At 66.3% G+C, this 17876-nt stretch carries 22 protein-coding genes and 1 riboswitch; of the genes, 8 read left to right on the plus strand and 14 right to left on the minus strand.

Translation table 11 applies throughout. The features are described 5' to 3' along the window. Positions 1-5: 5 nt before the first annotated feature. Positions 6-545, minus strand: coding sequence for a TetR/AcrR family transcriptional regulator (locus ACFWPK_RS14705; protein WP_378915604.1), 540 nt, complete (start codon positions 543-545; stop codon positions 6-8). Between the two features lie 79 nt (positions 546-624). Between ACFWPK_RS14705 and ACFWPK_RS14710 the strand changes: the two genes are divergently transcribed. From ACFWPK_RS14710 to ACFWPK_RS14730, 5 genes are all read left to right on the plus strand, one after another. Then, positions 625-1236 carry a hypothetical protein gene (locus ACFWPK_RS14710; RefSeq protein WP_378915606.1) on the plus strand — a complete coding sequence of 204 codons (612 nt, stop codon included), beginning with the start codon at positions 625-627 and terminating at the stop codon, positions 1234-1236. A 163-nt stretch (positions 1237-1399) separates the two neighbouring features. Continuing rightward, a riboswitch (cobalamin riboswitch) is annotated at positions 1400-1587 on the plus strand. A 132-nt stretch (positions 1588-1719) separates the two neighbouring features. Beyond that, entirely contained in the window at positions 1720-2835 is a 1116-nt protein-coding gene (locus ACFWPK_RS14715; RefSeq protein ID WP_378915608.1) for an ABC transporter substrate-binding protein, read from the plus strand. After that, a complete protein-coding gene (locus ACFWPK_RS14720; RefSeq protein WP_378915610.1) occupies positions 2816-3889 on the plus strand; it encodes a FecCD family ABC transporter permease in 1074 nt (357 codons plus the stop codon). Before ACFWPK_RS14715 ends, ACFWPK_RS14720 begins: the two co-directional genes overlap by 20 nt. After that, positions 3882-4682: an ABC transporter ATP-binding protein gene (locus ACFWPK_RS14725; RefSeq protein WP_378915612.1), complete on the plus strand. Its 801-nt coding sequence runs from the start codon at positions 3882-3884 to the stop codon at positions 4680-4682. Before ACFWPK_RS14720 ends, ACFWPK_RS14725 begins: the two co-directional genes overlap by 8 nt. Positions 4683-4685: 3 nt before the next feature. Next, entirely contained in the window at positions 4686-6500 is a 1815-nt protein-coding gene (locus ACFWPK_RS14730) for a TIM barrel protein (RefSeq protein WP_378915614.1), read from the plus strand. Between the two features lie 537 nt (positions 6501-7037). Here ACFWPK_RS14730 and ACFWPK_RS14735 read toward each other — a convergent pair. Continuing rightward, positions 7038-7418, minus strand: a complete 381-nt coding sequence (locus ACFWPK_RS14735; protein ID WP_378915616.1) for an ADP-ribosylation/crystallin J1 — start codon at positions 7416-7418, stop codon at positions 7038-7040. Between the two features lie 56 nt (positions 7419-7474). Beyond that, entirely contained in the window at positions 7475-8182 is a 708-nt protein-coding gene (locus ACFWPK_RS14740) for a helix-turn-helix transcriptional regulator (RefSeq protein WP_378915618.1), read from the minus strand. Between the two features lie 328 nt (positions 8183-8510). Between ACFWPK_RS14740 and ACFWPK_RS14745 the strand changes: the two genes are divergently transcribed. Together ACFWPK_RS14745 and ACFWPK_RS14750 are read left to right on the plus strand one after the other, a co-directional pair. Further along, positions 8511-9023, plus strand: coding sequence for a hypothetical protein (locus ACFWPK_RS14745; RefSeq protein ID WP_378915621.1), 513 nt, complete (start codon positions 8511-8513; stop codon positions 9021-9023). Positions 9024-9120: 97 nt separating this feature from the next. Further along, a complete protein-coding gene (locus ACFWPK_RS14750; RefSeq protein WP_378915623.1) occupies positions 9121-9519 on the plus strand; it encodes a hypothetical protein in 399 nt (132 codons plus the stop codon). On the opposite strand, the gene ACFWPK_RS14755 is transcribed toward ACFWPK_RS14750, so the two are convergent. The 9 genes from ACFWPK_RS14755 to ACFWPK_RS14795 form a co-directional block, all read right to left on the minus strand. Continuing rightward, a complete protein-coding gene (locus ACFWPK_RS14755; protein ID WP_378915625.1) occupies positions 9486-9986 on the minus strand; it encodes a hypothetical protein in 501 nt (166 codons plus the stop codon). The two genes, ACFWPK_RS14750 and ACFWPK_RS14755, sit on opposite strands and share 34 nt — an antisense overlap. A 21-nt stretch (positions 9987-10007) precedes the next feature. Continuing rightward, positions 10008-10841 carry an SAM-dependent methyltransferase gene (locus tag ACFWPK_RS14760; protein WP_378915627.1) on the minus strand — a complete coding sequence of 278 codons (834 nt, stop codon included), beginning with the start codon at positions 10839-10841 and terminating at the stop codon, positions 10008-10010. A gap of 369 nt (positions 10842-11210) precedes the next feature. Further along, the gene (locus ACFWPK_RS14765) at positions 11211-11717 is read right to left on the minus strand and encodes a Scr1 family TA system antitoxin-like transcriptional regulator (RefSeq protein ID WP_378915667.1); all 507 of its coding nucleotides are present in this window, start codon (positions 11715-11717) and stop codon (positions 11211-11213) included. Continuing rightward, positions 11711-11902: a hypothetical protein gene (locus tag ACFWPK_RS14770; RefSeq protein WP_378915629.1), complete on the minus strand. Its 192-nt coding sequence runs from the start codon at positions 11900-11902 to the stop codon at positions 11711-11713. Before ACFWPK_RS14770 ends, ACFWPK_RS14765 begins: the two co-directional genes overlap by 7 nt. 35 nt (positions 11903-11937) lie before the next feature. Continuing rightward, positions 11938-12225: a hypothetical protein gene (locus ACFWPK_RS14775; protein WP_378915631.1), complete on the minus strand. Its 288-nt coding sequence runs from the start codon at positions 12223-12225 to the stop codon at positions 11938-11940. A 209-nt stretch (positions 12226-12434) separates the two neighbouring features. Then, a complete protein-coding gene (locus tag ACFWPK_RS14780) occupies positions 12435-13163 on the minus strand; it encodes a class I SAM-dependent methyltransferase (protein ID WP_378915633.1) in 729 nt (242 codons plus the stop codon). Next, complete coding sequence (locus ACFWPK_RS14785) at positions 13160-13840, minus strand: B3/4 domain-containing protein (RefSeq protein WP_378915635.1); 681 nt, start codon at positions 13838-13840, stop codon at positions 13160-13162. Before ACFWPK_RS14785 ends, ACFWPK_RS14780 begins: the two co-directional genes overlap by 4 nt. Further along, positions 13837-14133, minus strand: coding sequence for a hypothetical protein (locus tag ACFWPK_RS14790; protein ID WP_378915637.1), 297 nt, complete (start codon positions 14131-14133; stop codon positions 13837-13839). The genes ACFWPK_RS14785 and ACFWPK_RS14790 overlap by 4 nt, the downstream gene beginning before the upstream one ends. After that, the gene (locus ACFWPK_RS14795) at positions 14130-14456 is read right to left on the minus strand and encodes a hypothetical protein (protein ID WP_378915639.1); all 327 of its coding nucleotides are present in this window, start codon (positions 14454-14456) and stop codon (positions 14130-14132) included. Before ACFWPK_RS14795 ends, ACFWPK_RS14790 begins: the two co-directional genes overlap by 4 nt. 170 nt (positions 14457-14626) lie before the next feature. Here ACFWPK_RS14795 and ACFWPK_RS14800 point away from each other — a divergent pair, with 170 nt between their 5' ends. After that, positions 14627-15844 carry a helix-turn-helix domain-containing protein gene (locus ACFWPK_RS14800; RefSeq protein ID WP_378915641.1) on the plus strand — a complete coding sequence of 406 codons (1218 nt, stop codon included), beginning with the start codon at positions 14627-14629 and terminating at the stop codon, positions 15842-15844. Here ACFWPK_RS14800 and ACFWPK_RS14805 read toward each other — a convergent pair. Beyond that, positions 15841-16149: a putative quinol monooxygenase gene (locus ACFWPK_RS14805; RefSeq protein ID WP_378915642.1), complete on the minus strand. Its 309-nt coding sequence runs from the start codon at positions 16147-16149 to the stop codon at positions 15841-15843. The two genes, ACFWPK_RS14800 and ACFWPK_RS14805, sit on opposite strands and share 4 nt — an antisense overlap. An 814-nt stretch (positions 16150-16963) precedes the next feature. Further along, entirely contained in the window at positions 16964-17614 is a 651-nt protein-coding gene (locus ACFWPK_RS14810; RefSeq protein WP_378915643.1) for an alpha/beta hydrolase, read from the minus strand. Positions 17615-17876: the final 262 nt, after the last annotated feature.

The following is a 17876-nucleotide window of genomic DNA, read 5'->3' on the forward strand; positions in this document are numbered from 1 at the left end:
GGGGCCTATATGTCGTCGATTGCGCCGATCAGCAGGGCTCGGGCCCTCTCGGGTGAGAGTTGGCCGATGGTGACGTGGAGGGCGAGGCCGTCGAGTAGGGCGAGGAGGGTGTCGGCGGCGGTCGTCGGGTCGGGGTGGTGGGTGATCATGGCGGCGACGTGGTCGCGGAAGCCGAGGCCGTTGGTTGCCAGGGTTTCGGCGATCTGGGGGCGGACCGAGGCGAAGGCCAGGTAGCCGATCAGGATGCGGGCGTCGGCGGCCGATTCGGGGTCGGTGGGGAGCAGTGCGGTGAGCATCTGCGGTAGGTCGGGGTCGGGGCCCGCTGCGGAGATTCGGGCGGCGATCCGGTCGGCGATGGTGGAGGTGGCGAACTCCATCATCGCTTCCTTGCTGGGGAAATAGTGCTGCACCTGGCCCGTGGAGACCCCTGCCTCGGTGGCGACATGGCGCAGACTGATCGACTCGAGGCCGTCGCGGGCGAGTAGACGCATCACCGCATCGCTGATCGTCGCGCGTCGAGAACTGTGATCCACCCGCTTCGGCATCAGCCCATCTTTTCACAATGCACTTGTATTGCTGTGCGTCACCTCTTTACAATGCGAGTGTATTGAAAAGGAGGGTCCCATGCGCCCGATCACCCAGCTCGCACGGTCTTTCGTTCGTCTCGAAGTCGACATATGGGTGAGCCTGGCGCGGGTAGCCGCCCGCCGCCCCGACACCGGCTGCGGCACGCCGATTCGGTACGCGGGTGCGGTGTCGGCGGTCATCTGGGCGTTCATCGTGGTCAGTGCCGTGGAGATCCCGGCGGTTCACCTGCTGATTCCGTGGCCCGCGGCGCGGATTGTCGCGCTGGCGCTAGGGGTCTGGGGATTGTTGTGGATGGTGGGGATGCTGGCCGCGCACCACATGTATCCACACGTGCTCACCGGCGACCTGCTACGCGTGCGCTACCTGCGCCGCGTCGCCCTCGACATCGCGCTCGCCGACATCCGGGCCGTCCGCCACGATCTGCGGGCCTACGACGGCGCGAAATCGTTGCAGCTCACCGGAACAGGCGACGAGACACTCGCCGTGATCATCGGCAGCTCGACGAACATCCGCGTCATCCTGACCGAACCCCAGACCTTCCACACTCCACAGGGCGACTTCACGGTGAGCACCGTCGCGTTCTGGGCCGACGACCCGCAGGCCGCGGTCGCGAAGATCCGCGCGGCGATGCTGGATCGAGCAGTCTGAAGGTTCACGCCTGGTCGGGCAGCGGTGCGTCGACGCGACGGACGACTTCGATCCTGTCGATGATGTCGCGGTTGAATTCGCCGAGGTCTGCCACGGGATCCGGTATTCGAGGATCGCGCGGCCACCAGCTTGCCGCACGCGCTGCTACTCGGCCCCATCGGCCGTGGGTCGAGTCGGCTAAGGTGATCGAGAAAACCGCGGTGGGAGCCAGGAAGTCGGTGTGAATCCGACACGGTCCCGCCACTGTGACCGGGGCGCGGGCCCCAACGACGACCACGGCCGAAGGGCTGGAAGGTCGGGGCCCGCGCCGATCCGGGAGTCAGGAGACTGACCTGCCGCGGACACCACCAGGGGCGCGGACCCCGAGGCGGTCATTCATCCGCGTCGTCCGGTACCGGCGAGCGGTCTGCGACTCGTGTGCCCACGAGGCACCCGCGGCGAATGCTGTTCTCGTGTCCGGTCTCCGCCGCGAGAGGAACGACCATGCCGGACACGAGATCCACCGGTGTTGTAATCACCCGCCGACGTTGGCTGACGGGCATGCTCGCCGCCGCCGCGCTGCCCGCGGTCGCGGCCTGCGGACGGGGGGATGCGGCGAATGCCGGTGCCGGACCGACGGTGACCGACCTGACAGGCCGGACCGTCGTGCTGCCCGGACCGGTACGGCGCGTCGTCACGATCCCGATGCCCGCAGCCTCGATGATGATCGCGGTGGCAGGCCGCCCCGATGTGCTGGCGGGCATGAACGCCGCATCGGCGAGCGCCATCCGCACCGGATTCCTCGGCGAGGTCTATCCGCAATTGCTGTCGGTCCGCACCGATGTGGCAGGCGCGGAGTTCGCGCCCAATGTGGAGAGCGTCCTGGCCGCCGAGCCCGATGTGGTGATCCAGTGGGGTGATCGCGGGGCCGGCATTCTCGACCCGCTCACCAACGCGGGCCTCACGGTGGTCTCGCTCACCTACGGCACGCAGGACGATCTAGAGGGTGCCGTCACGCTCTACGGCGAACTGCTCGGTGCTCAGGAGCGATCCAAGCGGATCGTCGACGGTATGCGCGCGCGGCGTACCCGGCTGACCGAACGCAGACCGACGGGCACGTCACCTTCGGTGCTGTACATGTTCGGCGATGCGGATGGTTTTCCAGTGGCAGGCGCCGGCTCGTACAACCATTTCGTCACCGAATTGGTCGGTGCCAGGAACCCGGCGGGCGCGATCGCCCAGCAGCGCGCCACCATCGGCATCGAACAACTGCTGGCCTGGGACCCTGACATCATCTTGCTGGGCAACTTCGGCCCGGCGCTGCCCGCCGATCTCTACGGCAACCCGGCGCTGGCTAGCTTGCGCGCGGTCCGGGAGCGCCGCGTCTACAAGGTGCCGCTCGGCGGCTACCGGTGGGACCCGCCGAGCCAGGAATCGCCGCTGATGTGGGAGTGGCTCGCCGGACTGGTGCGCCGCACCGGTGCGCCCGGTCTGCGTTCGGGGGTAGTGCGCGACTACGAATTCCTGTACGGCACCGCACCGAGCGCCGCGCAGCTGGACACCATCTTGCAGGTACGTGCCAACGCTGGATCGTCGGACTATGCGGATTTCGGTCGCTGAACCAGCGCGTTCCGGACTTCCGCGCCGCCGAGCTATGCGGACCCGCCGCCGCGCCGCCGCGATCGGGCTGCCCATCGCGGTGATCGCCATCGCGATCCTCGCCCTCGGCGTCGGCCGGTACTCGGTCGGCACCGGCGATGTGACCCGGATTCTGCTCGGTCAGGTGCTGCCGTTGGACCCGACCTGGTCGCAAGCCCAGGAAGCGGCTGTGCTGCGGGTCCGGCTGCCGCGGGTGGTGCTGTCGATGCTGATCGGTGCGGGTCTGGCGGTCTGCGGGGTGGTACTGCAGGCGGTGTTCGGCAATCCGATCGTGAGTTCGCAGATCATCGGCGTCTCCTCGGGTGCGTCGTTCGGCGGTGCGCTCGCGATCGTGCTCGGGCTCGGTTCGGCGGCACTGGTACTCGGCGCGTTCGGGTTCGGTCTGCTGGCGCTGGTCGCGGTATTCCTGACCAGCCGCACGCGCGGGCCCGCGCCACCGCTGACGATCGTGCTGTCCGGAATCGTGGTCGGCGCGTTCTTCTCCGCGCTGGTCTCCCTGCTGACCTACCTCGCCGACCCCTACGGTGAATTGCAGTCCATCGTGTTCTGGCTGCTCGGCAGTCTCGCCACCGCGACCTACGGCAAGGTGGCGATCGCGGCCGTGCCCGTCCTGCTCGGTGGCGCGTTGATCTATGCCCTGCGATGGCGGATCAATCTGCTCTCCCTCGGCGACAACGACGCGGCCACCCTCGGCGTGCACCCCGCCCGGTTGCGCTGGACGTTGCTGGTCGCGGTGGCCGCCATCGTGGCGGGCGCGGTCGCGGTGAGCGGGGTCATCGGGTGGGTGGGGCTGGTCGTCCCGCATCTGGCGCGGTTGTGGGTCGGCCCTGACCATCGGGTGCTGATCCCGGTGAGTATCGCTCTCGGAGCCGCCTATCTGACGGTGATCGACACGGTCACCCGCAATCTCGGGGCCGCCGAGATACCGCTGGGAGTGCTGACGGCTCTCATCGGCGCGCCGGTCTTCCTGGTCCTGCTACAACGCAGCCGTCGACGGATGTGGTCCGATGACTGAGGGCGCGGACCTGATGCTCGACGGACTCGGATTCACCCACGATCGACAGGGGGAGTGGCTGTTCCGTGCGGTCGACTGTCGCTGCCGGGCTGGCGAGGTCCTCGCGGTCCTCGGACCGAACGGCCGGGGCAAGTCGACGCTGTTGCAGTGTGTCACGGGCCTGACCGCACCCACGGAGGGGCGCGTGCGCGCGGATGGTCCGATCGGGTTCGTCCCGCAGAGCCATCGATCCACGTTCGCCTACTCCGTGTTCGACATGGTGCTGATGGGCCGGGCGCGCCACCTGCGCGTGCTGGCCGTGCCGGGGCGCCGTGATCGCGAGATCGCGCTGGCGGCGCTGGATCGCGTCGGCCTCGCCGAGCTCGCCGACCGTGACTATCCCGGTCTCAGCGGCGGGGAACGCCAGCTCGTGCTCATCGCGCGGATGATCGCCGCGCAGAGCGCGATCTGCGTCCTCGACGAACCCGCGTCCGCCCTCGATCTGCACAATCAGGGGCGGATTCTGCGGTTGCTGCGCGAGCTGGCCGATGAGGGCCGTGCGGTGGTGCTGACCACCCACCATCCCGATCACGCGATGGAGATCGCCGATACCGCGATGCTGATGTTCGGCGGCACCGACGTCAGGACCGGCCCGGTCGCCGAGCTGCTCACCGGCGAGACGGTCAGCGCGCTCTACGACGTGCGGGCGCATTCGCTGATGCTCGACACCGGCCCGGATACCGCGCCGCGCCGGGTGATCGTCACCAGATACGACCGGCCGAACCACACCACCGAAACCGCTGAGAGGGCCTGATCCGTGCCATCCGAACTCGAACTCGCCTGCACTGTCCGACCATGGGCGCAGTTCACCTTGCCGCGAGCGCTGGCCGGGATTCGGGCGGCCGGATACACCGCGGTGGCACTGCCGGTGCACGGGGTGACCGAGGTGATCACCCCGGACACCTCGCCCGCGGCAGCGGCCGAGATCGGCGCGGTGATCGCCGACCACGGGCTCCGGGTGGTGATGCTCGCGCACGCCGCCGATCTTGACCGCGGTGACACGAACGCGCAGGTGACGCTGCGACGACAGCTCGATCATTGTGCGCGCCTCGGCGTCTCGACCCTGGTCGATATGGGGTGCGCCGAACCCGCGCACGCGGATCGCTATCTCCGCATGATGGCCGCCGCCGCGCCGTATGCCGAAGCACACGGCGTGACCATCGCCGTCAAACCGCACGGCGGGCTCACCCGGACCGCCGCCGACACCAGGGCGGTGGTCGAGCGGGTCGGTCATCGAGCGTTCCTGATCTGCTGGGATCCGGGCAATCTGGTGCACTACGGCGGCGAACCACCCGAGCGAGGACTCGCCGAGGCGGCGCCCTACATCCACGCAGTCGGGGTGCGTGACCATCCCGCGCGCCGCTCGCACCGGGCCGTCACCGGCGCCATGCCGCCGCCGATCACACCGGGCGACGGCATCGTCGACTTCGCCGAACTGTTCCGCGTGCTGGCAGCGCACGGTTTCACCGGACCGAGCGCTGTCGAGAGCGTGACCAAGCTGGGCACGCCGGACGAACTCGACACCGAGGCACGGCGGGCCCGCCTCAACGTCATCGACGCGATGGCGGGCCGCACGCCGAGCCGCCCGCAGCCCGAACCCGTTGTGCCAGGACGTGACTCATGCTCGCTCGTGGCCCGCTCGGTTGACGAGGATCCGATCGGCACCGCCCGCTCGTTCGACCGCTTCCTCATGCTCGAGCTGCCATTGCCATGGCCGCCGGGCATGGGCACGCCGGTCTGGGAGACCGACCGGGTGCCCGCGCCGCTGCGCGCTGCCCTGCGGTCCGCGACCCGTTGGGTGCAGGAGCGCGGACTCACCATGAAAACCTTTGCCGCGGCGCCCGACCCGGAGTACTCCGCGCCTGGATTGATGCGCGTCATCCGATTCGACCGGCGCCCCGGTGCGGCGGCAGCCCTGGAACGCATCGAACACCACCTGCCCGTCGACCGGGCGCCCGCACTGATCGCCGCGATGTTCGACGACGATCAGGACCAGCTTGCCGACTTCGCCCGCTACCGCGTCCACGACGAGCACCGCGATCTCGTCGTCTGCACCCATGCCTCGGTGGACTCCTGCTGCGGAACCCGCGGCTACCCCTTCTACGAGCACCTGCGCCGCCACCCGGCCGGCATCGGCAACGTCAGGGTATGGCGAATCAGCAGCTTCGGCGGCCACCGCTTCGCGCCAACCCTGGTCGATTTCCCCGAGGGCCGATACTGGGGAAATCTGGACCAGCACCAGATCTCGTGCCTCGTCGACCGCACCGGCCATCCCGCCGACTTGATGAGCTCCTATCGTGGCTGGTCGGCGCTGCGTGACCCGCACGAGCAGGTGATCGAGCGAGAGCTCCTACGCGAGTACGGCTGGGACTGGATCACACATGAGCTCAGCCTCGAGCCCCGCACCGGCACCCAGTACCGCGCCACCGCACACGATGTTTTGTCGGGCAGTACGCACCGGCATCTCGTCGAGGTACGCTCGCTAGGCACGCGCCCGATCCTCGTGGGCTGCGACCGAACTGCAGGGGAGCGACCGCACTACACCGCCACTCTCATCGCAGCGGGGCGGTAGGCGACCGACGGGGCGAAGCGGCGCGGTTCGCGGACCCCGACATGGCGGGTGGTGTCACCCAGTGGAAACTGACAGGCTCGGCGGTGTCGGAGTATTGACGCCGGGGTGGAGTCGAACCGGATGGGCACCGCCAATTCCTTTGCGGTGTTGACAGATTTGGCCGCCGTGTAGGTGTAGACCCCGAACACCGTGTCGGCGGGTGCTGTGGGGTGCCTTCACCGTGAGGGTGGCCGTGAAACTGCCGTCATCCGCGAGTGGAACCCATTGCTTACGCACGGTCCGATGGAAATCGAGAGGCACTCGGGGAATCTGGTCCAGTGCGCCTTCGCTGAGCACACACTGTGCTACCGCCCAATGAACCGAGCAGGACGACCGTGGTATCGCCCCCGGAGCCGACCTGACCGCGCAGAACGCATAAGGGCATCCTAACTCGTGTGGGAAATCCATCTCGCCGGGGAGTTGTCCGGGTGGGAACCTCCGCATGGACGCCGAGTCGGGCCGGAGGTCGCCGGTCGTCGGACCGAGCGGTCGAACCGTTCACGCGTGGTCGGGCAGCGGTGCGTCGTCAGGGAAGCGGCGGACGACCTCGATCGCGCCGACGATGTTGCGGTTGAATTCGTCGAGATCCTCTGCGGGGATCCAGTATTCGAGGATGTCGCGGCCGCCGGCCTGCTGCACGTCGTAGCGGTCGAGGTGGTCGGATCGGACGTCGAAACGGGTGACGTATCCCGCGCCGGAGGCGGGCACATTCCAATCGCGGGCGATCAGTACCGCGTAGGCCTCGTTGAGGACCGGGTAGAAGATCGGCTGGTCGGGTAGCCGCGGTGGCCAAGTGCGCCAACCGGATTCGGCGAGAAGCGCGAGTTCCTTGGGGCCGGTCGGCCGCCAGAGGGTGGTTGTGCGTGGTGCGGTTGTCATCGTCACTCCTTCGTGAGTAACGCACCGTATCCGAGTAGCCCGGTGGGGGCCAGACGTTATTCGGGTGCCGAGAAGGATTCGAGGCCGGTGACGCGGAGTAGGTCGGTGGCGGTGGCGCTGGGGGTGTGGGGCGTCACGGAGTAGATGATGACGGTTTGGTCGGTGTCGGGGACGTGCATGGCGTCGCAGTCGAGGGTGAGGGCGCCGAGGTCGGGGTGGGCGATCGTTTTGGTGAGGCTGTGCATGACGCTGGAGCGGCCTGCCTGCCAGTGCGCCTCGAATTCGCTGCTGCCGGTGCGTAGTTCGGTGAGCAGGCGGGTGAGACCGGGGTCGTCGGGGTAGGTCGCTTTGACCGCGCGCAGGCAGCCGACGCAGGCGGCGGCATTGCTGTCGGCCTCCTCGGGCGTCATGACGACGCGGCCCATGCCGGCGCCGAGAAAGCGCTGCCACATGATGTTGCGCTGGGTGACGGGGATCGCGGAGAAATCGCCGAACAGGGCCGCCGCCAAGGGAGTCCAGGCGAGGACATCGGATTTGGCCGAGAGGACGAGCACGGGCAGATCGGCCAGCCGATCCAGCAGTCGCAGCACACTGGGCCGGATCATCATCGGAATCCGTCCTGCCTGCGGCGGTTCGGACCCGGCGAGCCGATAGACGAGATCGCGGTCGATATCGGTCAGGCGCAGCGCCCTCGTCAACGCACCGAGGACCTGCTCGGACGGTTTGGGTCCGCGGCCCTGTTCCAGTCGCACGATGTAGTCCACGCTGACACCAGCTGACGTGTTATTAGTGCATACTATCTGACCTGCGGAAATGCTGCAATTCGATTGCTTCGGATTCAGCTGGTCGCGTTCTGATTGTGTCGCAGCGTGGAGAGGCCCCAGTCGGCTCGGCGCTCGGCAGCTCGCCTCTCGGGCGGTCCGGACTAGGTGCGGCGTACCGAGTCCAATGGCGTCGAGCTTGCGTCCGGTCGCTGCGCTGCTCCAACTGTTGGCCATTTAGAGGGACTTTTTACTCTATTTGCCTTCCATTAGCTGTGTTGGGATTGTGGTCCCGTCAATTGCTCCACAGCGCAGGATGTGAGGTGGTCAGATGATCAATACCACAAAAGATTTCGATGTTTGCCAAACAAACGAATATGCAGTGGATAGCCAGTCCGTTCGGATGAGATTGAGGACTCCGAGCCGATATTGCGCGCAGCGCAATATCGGGAGCAAGGGTCTGTATTCCTGCTGCCCAGACGATCCTGGTGCAGAGTGCCCGGTCTCGGGTAGTCGGTCCCAGGCTGTGGCACCTGGCGTTTCCGGCGGGCCGCGCGGCGAATTCCATGTCATCGCCCGTCTCGACGCTGGTGACAGTGTCGCCGATGTATTCAGCAGCGATATCTTCGATGTAGCGAGCGGCATTCGCCAAACGGCCGATTGGCCACGGTCGTTGCCGGTGCGGCAAGGCACCACGGTCGGTCTGGACGAGCTCGATCAGACGCTGTCCGCTGCCGGATATCAGCGTTCCAGCAGCTGGCGCAAGCGGGTCACTACCAGCGGTGTCGTGCGCTACTTCGCCGACGCGACTACTCAATCCTGCGCCCGTGGACAGACTCGATAGCCCCGCGCGAGGGCACCTCGGCCTTGCGCGATTTCTCGGTCACCCTCCCGCCCCTGCTGTGCGCGCGCATGGCACAAGACCAAAGGCAAGAGACCTCATGGATGTGCAGATCTCGGATTCGGCAGGTGCGCAGTGGTTCACTCGTGCCGCAGCAGGCGTCGGGTTCACCCGTCGACCTCGGCACGCGGCCGCTAGCACGGCCATTGGCTATGTGCGTACCGACTTGCCCGGCCCCGGCCAGTCGCAGTGTGAATCGCTGATTCGCACCGCTGCTGCCGATCTTGGCTATGACCTGCTCGGGACCCTGGTGTTCGCGGCGACACCGCTGAACCGTCTGCAGTCCTTGGTCACGGAGTGCGCCGTCGATGCGGTGTTGTGTCCCTCATTCGCCTACCTCGATGGCCAAGTGCCCACCGAACTGCTGACGGTCACCGACGTGATCGTTGTCGACCCGCCCATCACCTACTGCCGCAGGGATCCCCAGCTCCTGGACTGAGCATTTCCAAGGCGATCACGGTGGATGTTCGGAAACGCTCCTCGGGCTTGGTCAAGCCAGAGGGCGCTGGTGAGGATCTTGAGGTTCATTCCTGTTCTCCCTCGTCCCTGTTCTCCCTCGTCGTGTACGCGCTGCGCGGTGGCGTGAGCGGAGATCAACTCGCGCAGGGTCGCGACCGTCGTGGTGTCGCCCGGGGTGAGGGTGTGGGCGCCGATCTGGGCGCGGGTGATCGATCCCGCGTCCAGCAACCGGTCCACGAGTTGGGTCAGCTCCTCGGCGGTGGATGGGTGGTGTTCGTGCCACAAGGTCCACCCCCGATACCCGTCTGCTGTCCGGGGTGGTGGTGGCCCACCAGCGGCGAACCAATCGGCCTGTTTGGTCATCCCGGCGCGGCGCAGGAAACCAAGGTGCCCGTAAGGCCCCTGCTGTTCGGTGCCTTCGTCGACGTCGCCGCGATCCCATCCCATCCCATCGTTCCGGTCCCTTCTCTACTGCTTTCGTTGGCCGATGGCGGCGTAAGCGCTCAGATCCCACGTCGCGCGATGGCGAGGTGCGGTAGCCGACAACCGCCGAATCCCGGCGTTGTTGCCGTTGTCGTCGCGGTGGCGGGTGGGTGTCCACCGGTGCGGGGCGATCAGACCGGGTGCGAGAAGCTGGTACCCGGCGAGCATGGCCGTGATCGCGTCTCGTCCGCGCGGGTGATACGGGATGCCCGCTCGACGTAGGGTTTCGGCGGCGGCGCGGATGTGGTCGGGGTAGAACTCGTCGGTGACGTGGGTGAGCACCAGCCATGTCCCGACCGGGAACTGGGCGGTCAACTCGGCGAGCACAGCGGGGGCGTCGGGAATCGACTCCGCGGTGCCCGACACACAGACCGCCAAAAGTGCCGTCATGTCCATCACCGTGGTGATGTCGTTGAGGATGGCGTCGGTGTCGGTGAGGTCGGTAGCGGTGAAGAACCGGGTAGGCGGTTCGTGCAACAGCGCGCGACCATGAGCAGCCACGACGATGTCGGAGTCGACATACAACGTCCGCGCGGTGCTGTTGTGTTGTTCGGCGATGTCGTGAATGTCGGGGACGTGGGGCAGACCGCACCCGAGTTCGACGAACTGGGACACCCCGTGATGGTCGGACAGGTATTCGATCGCGCGTCGGGTGAAGCGGCGGGATTCGGTGAGCGCGGCCCCGATCGTGCTGCTCGACAGGGCCGCTGCTAGTGCCTTGTCGGTTTCGTAGTGGTCTTTCCCTCCGAGGAACACGCTGTGCAGGCGTGCGGGAGTGGGCTGGTAGGGGTCGATCAGGTTCCGTGGGCGGGTAGTCATAGTCGGCGCTCCTGCCGCGTCTGCGACGGAAGGCCCCCGACCACCTCCGGGTGTCCGTGGCGAGGGGCGCACGGTCTGGGAGTTGGTCAGGGCCTTCCAGTGTTACCAGTCATGTGGGTGGTGTGGGTGGTGTGGGTGCCCCCGGAGGCCGGTTGGGCGGCCTCCGGGAGCGTTTCCCCACCCTCGAACCGCCGCGGCTCGGGGTTCGCCGGTGTAGGTTCGAGGTATTCAGGTGGCGGCGCGCACCGAGCTCTTGGACGAACACGAGCGCGGCCGTGAGACACGCCGCGAATTCGATACGGACAGTTGCGAATTGGACGAGTAGCCGGATGTCGGGTTCCTCGGGGCGCGGTGACCGGGGCGAGGGTGTCATCGGGGTAGTGCTCGCTCAGCGGCGGTGAACAGGCATCGGGTGTGTGGTGTGTCCGCCTGCGCGGTAGCTGGTTGTGGGTGGTTCACGGTGCCCCCTGGGTGCTGGTGCCGGGTGGCTAGTCGGTGGTGTTGGGTGGACAGGGAGCGCGTGAGGATCGCGCGGGCGTCGTTGCCGTAGACGGCTTGGGCAGCGAGGAGTCGAAAGCTGCGGTCGGCGTGTTCGACGTCGCCGCGTCTGCGCGAGACCGATACGCCGTAAAGTTCTTCGGTATCGACACAGACTTCTTCGTCCTCCGGTCCCCAGATTCTGAAATGCCTTATGGGAGTGACGAATCGGTCGACGATCGGAATGATCCCGATCTCGGTTTTTTCTTTTGCGGCTGCCGCGAGTAGCGCGTGAACCTGTTCGGTCATCACATCGGCGCTTCCTGCGGTGCGCAGCAAGGCAGGTTCGCCGATGAGCCAGTGATACCGGCTACCGGGAAAGTCGAGTGAGTCTAGTATTCGATGCTTTCGGCAAGGGTTGCCTCGATGTCAGGGTCGTTCACTCCTCCGATCGCGTGTCCCCCGGCGAGGATGTAGGCGTGCAGGTAGCCGGGTGTGCGTAGCGGGTCCGGCACCAGATCGGGGTGGTAGGCGCGCTCGATACGCGCCAAATTGCACTGGCACGTGTCGTCAAGGGCCGACATTTGTTTCCTCTCGGCAGTCTCTTGCAGGCATGGGGTCAGTAGGGGCCGTGCCTGCGCGGTTTCGCCGCGTCGAGGACGTGGCGCACGCAGGCCAAGACTGTGCTCCCGGACGGCCGGAAGGGGGTGGTCGCGGGGACTATCCACGTTCGGCGGGTGTGGTGGTCTGGGCTCGGAGTCGGCAACACGATGGTGCCGTCGCGGATCACGACCACGTGCGCGCGCCAGAGTTCGGCGAGCGCGGAAGGGTCGCCGATCGGGTGCATATCGGCAGTACGGACAAGGTAGGACCATGCTCGCGCGCGAGGGTGGCCGATAGTCGGCACGGACCGACGTTGCGGCGCTGCAACTCGACCTTGACCCGTTGGGCGAGATCGGTCGGCATCATGACCGCGCCAGTCGATCCGGCCGTCATCATGATCTGGCCTGTCACGGTGTCCACGAACGTCGGCAGGCTACAGATTCGCCGGTAGAACATGCTGCGCGAGAGCGGCGAATCATGCATGGCGGCAGGACTTTTCGCGTACGTCATCGCTCACTCCTCGGGCGATGGGCGGCCTGGGGTCGCGGTGGCGAGAGCGACGATGCGGTGAATATCGGTGACTTCGCACCCGAAACCGGCGACCTCGAGCAGGTCGGTGAGTTCACCGACGGTGAGCGGCCATTCGCCGTAGGTGGACAGCAGCCCGACCGCTTCGGCGTGGGGCAGGTGCGGGTAGAACGTTTCGGCCACTGCCGCGCGCATCGCCGCGACCGACAGGGGCGGGTCGGGCTGGATCTGGTCGGCCAGGATCAACATGCCGTCCTCGCCGAGCACGCGCCGCAATTCCCGCAGCACCGCCAACTGTTGGGTGGGCGGTACGTGGTGGAGGGTGAACGTCGACACGACCAGATCGAACCCGCCGTCATCGAACGGCAGCGCGCACAGGTCGGCGTAGACGAACGAGAGCGACCCGCGTGCTTTGTGGGGTGCGTGGATTCTGGCTTGGTGCAGCATCGCTGGTGAGAGGTCGCAGCCGACGATGTCGGATTCGGGGTGTAGGCCCTGGATCAGTCGTGCCATGGTCCGGCCGCTGCCGGTCCCCGCGTCCAGAGCGGTACAGGGCCCGGTGGGCAATTGCCGCGAGATCTGGTCCAACACCTGTTCGCGTACCGGGGCGTGGGTGAAATCGGTGTCGAACCCGTCCGCGCGGCGGTCCCAATGGGCCTCGCGCGCGTCGATTCCCGGATCGGCGGTCGGGGTGGTGTCGTATTCGGTACTCATGGCTGGGCCTTGAGATCGATCGGTGGCTGTGCGCCGAAGTGCTCGGCCAGCAGGGCCGTGAGTCGGCCCTTGGCGGTGGTGAGGTCGGCGCGGTCGCGGCCGGGGCCCGCGTGGATGATGAACAGGGCGTCGCTGGTCTGCGGGGTCGCTTTGGACTTCTCGCACTGGCGGACCTCGAGTCGACACAGCACGTCTTCGTCATTGAGGTAGGCATATTCCCCGGCAGGCACCGGTACCGGGCCGGTCGCGCCGAGGGGCACGAATCGTTCATCACCTGTCGTCATCGCCAACCGCACACCACCGGCGATCGATGCCAGATCGTGTGCGCCGAACGCGAACCGGGTTTCTGCCGAGACCAGGTTGTAGATGTCGACCAGCGGGTTGATGCGAGGCAACCGTCCGGCGCGGTGCAGCAACCGCAACAGTGTTTCCGGTGCCGCGATTTCGCTTTTCGCGGCTTTGCCGACCTGGGCGTGCAGGGCCCGGAAGGCTTTGAACTCGGGTTCGGTCTTAAGGGTCTTGGGGTCGGTCGCGGCGAGTATGGACTTCTCCGAGGTCACGATTTCGTGGTCGAGTGTCGGGCTGGTGTCGGTGGGCACGGTGATACCGGGAACGATGAACGCGATGGCTTGGATGCCGAGGTCGCTGACCTGCTGATCGATGCTGAATGTGTTCACTGCGTCTCCTCGTTGATTGGATGAAATACGGTGCGGGGGTTAGTCAATCGCTGATTGCGCGGCGCGGTCACATCGTCTGTGGGTGTGGCGGGCGTGGTGGTGATGAAACCGGCTTCGCGCATGGCGTCGAGTGCTCGGGTGAGGTCTGCAAAGGTGTGTTCGAGGGTGACGGGGATGAGGTCAGTCATCGCGCGGCCTGCCATGCCGGACGGTTCGATCGTTGCCGCGTCGATTTTGGTGGCTGTGTCGGAATGGAGCACGGTCAGTTCGCGTGCGAGGTCTTCGTCATTCATCGGGTCTCGCCCGGTTCGAGCCGCCCGCTCGATTGGCTTGGGGACATAATCCCGCGCTCCACTAACAGCGCGAACGCGCACCGCTTCGCCGGGCATTCCTCGCGGCTACAGACCCGGTGCTGCCGCATCAGAATGCGGGCGTAGTCGACCGTGATCCGTCCGCGTGGTGCGGCATGGTCCAGGACCGGCGACGGACGCCCCTCGTCTTCGTGCTCGCTGTTGATACGGTCCATGATTTCCTGCACCGTGACCGCGTTCGCGGCGGTACGCGGCACCGTAATTCGCTGCTGCTCCGGCTCCTGAATATCCCGCTGTAACCACATGGTGACCTCCCAAGTCCCGTGGTGCTCGTAGGCCCTACGGCGGGCGCAATGTGGAAACGAAAGCAGCCCGCCGTAGAGGTAAGACCATGATGTCGCAGCGCAAAAGCCTGAAGGGACAAGAAATTTGCTCCTTCTAGCCATACGTTTGGCCCCTCGTGCACACTTGATGTGTGGTAGCACCCCAGGTGGACAGGACCGCATTTGCTGCGCGCCTCAGAGAGGCTCGGAAGCTGGGCGGCTACACCCAAAAGTCGTTAGCCCCCGTCGCTCACGTATCGCTATCGCTGCTGAAAAAGGTGGAGCGTGGAACCGTGAACCCGACACCAGCGTTCATTTCGGCCGTCGCGGGCGCTCTACGCGTCGCACCCACCGACCTCACCGGGCAGCCCTATGCGCCTGTCGAACCCGAAGACGCCGAGGCGCATTCAGCTGTTGCTGTGCTGCGTATCGAGCTAGCCGCCTACGATCTCGACAACGAACGGGTGATCGAACCTCGCACGGTCACCGAATTGGAACCGGTTGTCGCTCAGGTGTGCAAATGGCGGCGCGCGGCCAGCTTTCACAAACTCGGCGATGCGCTGCCAGTCCTGCTCGGCGAACTCCGCGCTGCGGTGCATCGTTGGTCGGGCGCGGACCGGGACCGGGCGTTGGTGATGTTGTGCGAATGCTACTACTCGGCGCATTCGCTCGCCTACAAGCTGGGGTACAGCGACCTGTCCGCCCTCGCCGTCGACCGGATTGGTTGGGCGGCAGGCGAAGCGGGCGACCCACTGTGGTTAGCGGTGGCGCAGTTCCAGCGTGGCGCGTTGCTCACCAGCGGCGGCGACTGGAACGCTGCGCTGCTGTTTCTCGAACGATCCCGCGCCGAGATCGAACCCCGTTTGGGTGTCGGCCACCGTAGCGACCTCATCGCTTGGGGTGGCTTGCACCTGCAATCGGGTTTGGCCGCTGCACGGTCAGGTCGTGGCGACCTCGCCGACGACCACCTCAGCGAAGCGACCGTGACCGCACTGCGGCTCGGCGACGATCGGGACCACATCCTGTCGTTCGGTCCGACCAACACTGGCATCTGGGGAGTGGCGCTCGCTGTGGAGGCGATGGAAAGCGCAACAGCTCTGGACCGTGCACGGTCGCTGGTGATCCCAGCGGGGTCGCCGTCAGAGCGCGTAGGGCACCACTACATCGACCTGGGGCGGGCGTTCCTGTTGCATGGTGATCAGCGACGGGCGTTCGATGCGTTGCAGACGGCGCGCAGGATCGCACCGGCGCAGACTCGCTATAACCCGATGGTGCGGGAGACGACGCGGCAGATCGCGCGGGCCGACGCGCGCACGGTCGACAGCGTGCATGGGTTCGCGGTGTGGTTGGGGATCGCGGACCGGATCTAGGCAGGTAGACCTTTAGCGGGGCCGTCGTTTAGAAACTCGACGCGGGCTGACGCAACGTATTCGCTGCGCCCGTTGAGGAATGCGCGGGTGTGTGGCTGGCGTTCGTGTTCGTCGAACGCTTCACGGTCGCGGTAGACCTCGTAGAACAGGCGCGACAGCGGGGCGTCGGCTATGCGGTGTGTGGAGTAGACGAGGGTGCCGGGCTCATGTTTGACGATCTGGGCGACGAGCTCGGACACAGTGACGTCGAAGGCGTCGGCGGCGGCCTGGTCGTGGAGGTCGAATCGGACGACGAGTGCGAACATGTCCCGACCGTAACGCAATCGGTGACATGCATCTTTGGGGTGGGCCCCGGTCCACTGAGAGGCGGAATGCCGGATAGCATTAGGAAGCTCGGCGTCTCGCGGTGGACTAGAAGTCGTCTTCGTAGCCGCGCGGGTAGGGCCGAGCCGGCCTCGGCGGTGATGCGCAAGGCTCGTTCGATCGCGGTGGCCGCGTAGTCCTCGACCGGGACGGCCTTGTCGGGGGGCGTGCGCCATAGCGGGACGTGGTCAGCGGGCCGACCGGTTACGTCAGCGCTGACGAGCATCGGGAGCGCGCTGGCAGCAAGTACCTGGCAGGCTGTGCCGACCTGCCGATTGCGCACCAGGCCCAGCATGCCGACGGCATTGGTGTCACGTTGCTGGGGCTCGGGCAGACCCTCGGAGGCCAGCTGGTTGCGCAGGTGCGTAGATGTCGGACTGGGTGAGCATCTGTCCAGCTTCGGGCGTGCCTTCGCGCAGTAGTCTTAGCAGCCTCTCGGTGAAAGCCGTGCGCTGTTCGCCTGCCAGGGCCGTCGCCGCGCGATTGGCTGGGGCCGATGTCAGGGTGAAGGTGCCCGAAACCTCCAGTGCGGTAAGCACGACCTCCTCATCTGCGGCAAGTGGCTGACCGAGCTATCGGGCGCGATCTCACTGCGGGCGAACGTGCGGGTTTGGCGCGTGGAAAGCGGGAGCGCCGCAAGTTCGACTTCGACCTGCAGAATCAGGGCGTGCCGCTGACGCGGACACAGCCACAACCCCGAGACGATCGTGGTTCTCACACCTGACCGTTGAAAGCTGTTGCTGTTAGCGCTTTTCCTTATAGGACACAACGTAATTGGTTGTCCGGGATGTTCAGGTTCACGAGGTAGTGCTCGACGATCTCGTTGATGCACGCATTTGCTGCGATGGTGGCGCCGTGTTGTTCGCCGTCGACGGTGAGCAGTCGTGCGCCGAGCATCTCTGACAGTGCCGCACCGCCTTCGTGCGGGGTCAGCCCGTCACCGGTGACGGACACCACGAGCGTTTCGGGTAGGCCGGTGATGTTGTCGCCGTAGGGATAGTCCAGTACCTGTTCGTCGGGCCACCCCTCGCATCCGTAATGGGTGTCTACATCGAACCCGGGGTCCATGTACGGGGCAAGAGAATTGACCTCCGCGACGACGGCTGTTGTCTGTTCGGGTGTCGGCCTGATCTCGTCGAGGCAGTTGATGGCGAGGGTCGCTTCCGATGAATTCGTGTACGTGCCGTCGGGTCCGCGCTGCGCCCCGACATCGCGCAGTGCGAGCATCACATCGGCGCGCCCGGCTCGTAGCTCGGCCAAGCCTGTGATGACGCTGTCCCACGCTTGGCTGGAGTACAGACCGAGTGTGACAGCTTCGATCGCAGCGAAATAGGTCAGTCGACGCCCGCCCGCGGTCGGGGCGGGGGTGTCGAGGAGAGGTCGAAGCAGGCTCTGGATAGCATCCACCGTTCCCGCCGGATCACTTCCGAGAGGGCAGTTCCCTCGGTCTACGCAGTACCGGGACAGTTCGTCGAACGAGCGCTGTACGCCTGCGAACAGTTGTGTCTGGCGTTCGAGGACATTCTTGCGGGGATCGACCGCGCCGTCGAGGACCATCGCACGGACCCGGCTCGGGTCAAGTCCAAATGCGTGGTGTAACGGGATGATCCCCGCGTGACCGCAGTTGGTCAGGCGGTCAAAGCTTCAACCGAGTCTCCTTCCTGCCCGT

This window comes from Nocardia sp. NPDC058519 (genome assembly GCF_042719755.1).
GTDB lineage: Bacteria > Actinomycetota > Actinomycetes > Mycobacteriales > Mycobacteriaceae > Nocardia.

Excerpts from the sequence above, each read along its gene's own strand:
- ACFWPK_RS14705 (WP_378915604.1), bottom strand. The coding sequence starts at position 545 with ATGCCGAAGCGGGTGGATCACAGTTCTCGACGCGCGACGATCAGCGAT.
- ACFWPK_RS14710 (WP_378915606.1), top strand. The coding sequence starts at position 625 with ATGCGCCCGATCACCCAGCTCGCACGGTCTTTCGTTCGTCTCGAAGTC.
- ACFWPK_RS14715 (WP_378915608.1), top strand. The coding sequence starts at position 1,720 with ATGCCGGACACGAGATCCACCGGTGTTGTAATCACCCGCCGACGTTGG.
- ACFWPK_RS14720 (WP_378915610.1), top strand. The coding sequence starts at position 2,816 with ATGCGGATTTCGGTCGCTGAACCAGCGCGTTCCGGACTTCCGCGCCGC.
- ACFWPK_RS14725 (WP_378915612.1), top strand. The coding sequence starts at position 3,882 with ATGACTGAGGGCGCGGACCTGATGCTCGACGGACTCGGATTCACCCAC.
- ACFWPK_RS14735 (WP_378915616.1), bottom strand. The coding sequence starts at position 7,418 with ATGACAACCGCACCACGCACAACCACCCTCTGGCGGCCGACCGGCCCC.
- ACFWPK_RS14745 (WP_378915621.1), top strand. The coding sequence starts at position 8,511 with ATGATCAATACCACAAAAGATTTCGATGTTTGCCAAACAAACGAATAT.
- ACFWPK_RS14750 (WP_378915623.1), top strand. The coding sequence starts at position 9,121 with ATGGATGTGCAGATCTCGGATTCGGCAGGTGCGCAGTGGTTCACTCGT.
- ACFWPK_RS14755 (WP_378915625.1), bottom strand. The coding sequence starts at position 9,986 with ATGGGATGGGATCGCGGCGACGTCGACGAAGGCACCGAACAGCAGGGG.
- ACFWPK_RS14760 (WP_378915627.1), bottom strand. The coding sequence starts at position 10,841 with ATGACTACCCGCCCACGGAACCTGATCGACCCCTACCAGCCCACTCCC.
- ACFWPK_RS14770 (WP_378915629.1), bottom strand. The coding sequence starts at position 11,902 with ATGTCGGCCCTTGACGACACGTGCCAGTGCAATTTGGCGCGTATCGAG.
- ACFWPK_RS14780 (WP_378915633.1), bottom strand. The coding sequence starts at position 13,163 with ATGAGTACCGAATACGACACCACCCCGACCGCCGATCCGGGAATCGAC.
- ACFWPK_RS14790 (WP_378915637.1), bottom strand. The coding sequence starts at position 14,133 with ATGAATGACGAAGACCTCGCACGCGAACTGACCGTGCTCCATTCCGAC.
- ACFWPK_RS14795 (WP_378915639.1), bottom strand. The coding sequence starts at position 14,456 with ATGTGGTTACAGCGGGATATTCAGGAGCCGGAGCAGCAGCGAATTACG.
- ACFWPK_RS14805 (WP_378915642.1), bottom strand. The coding sequence starts at position 16,149 with ATGTTCGCACTCGTCGTCCGATTCGACCTCCACGACCAGGCCGCCGCC.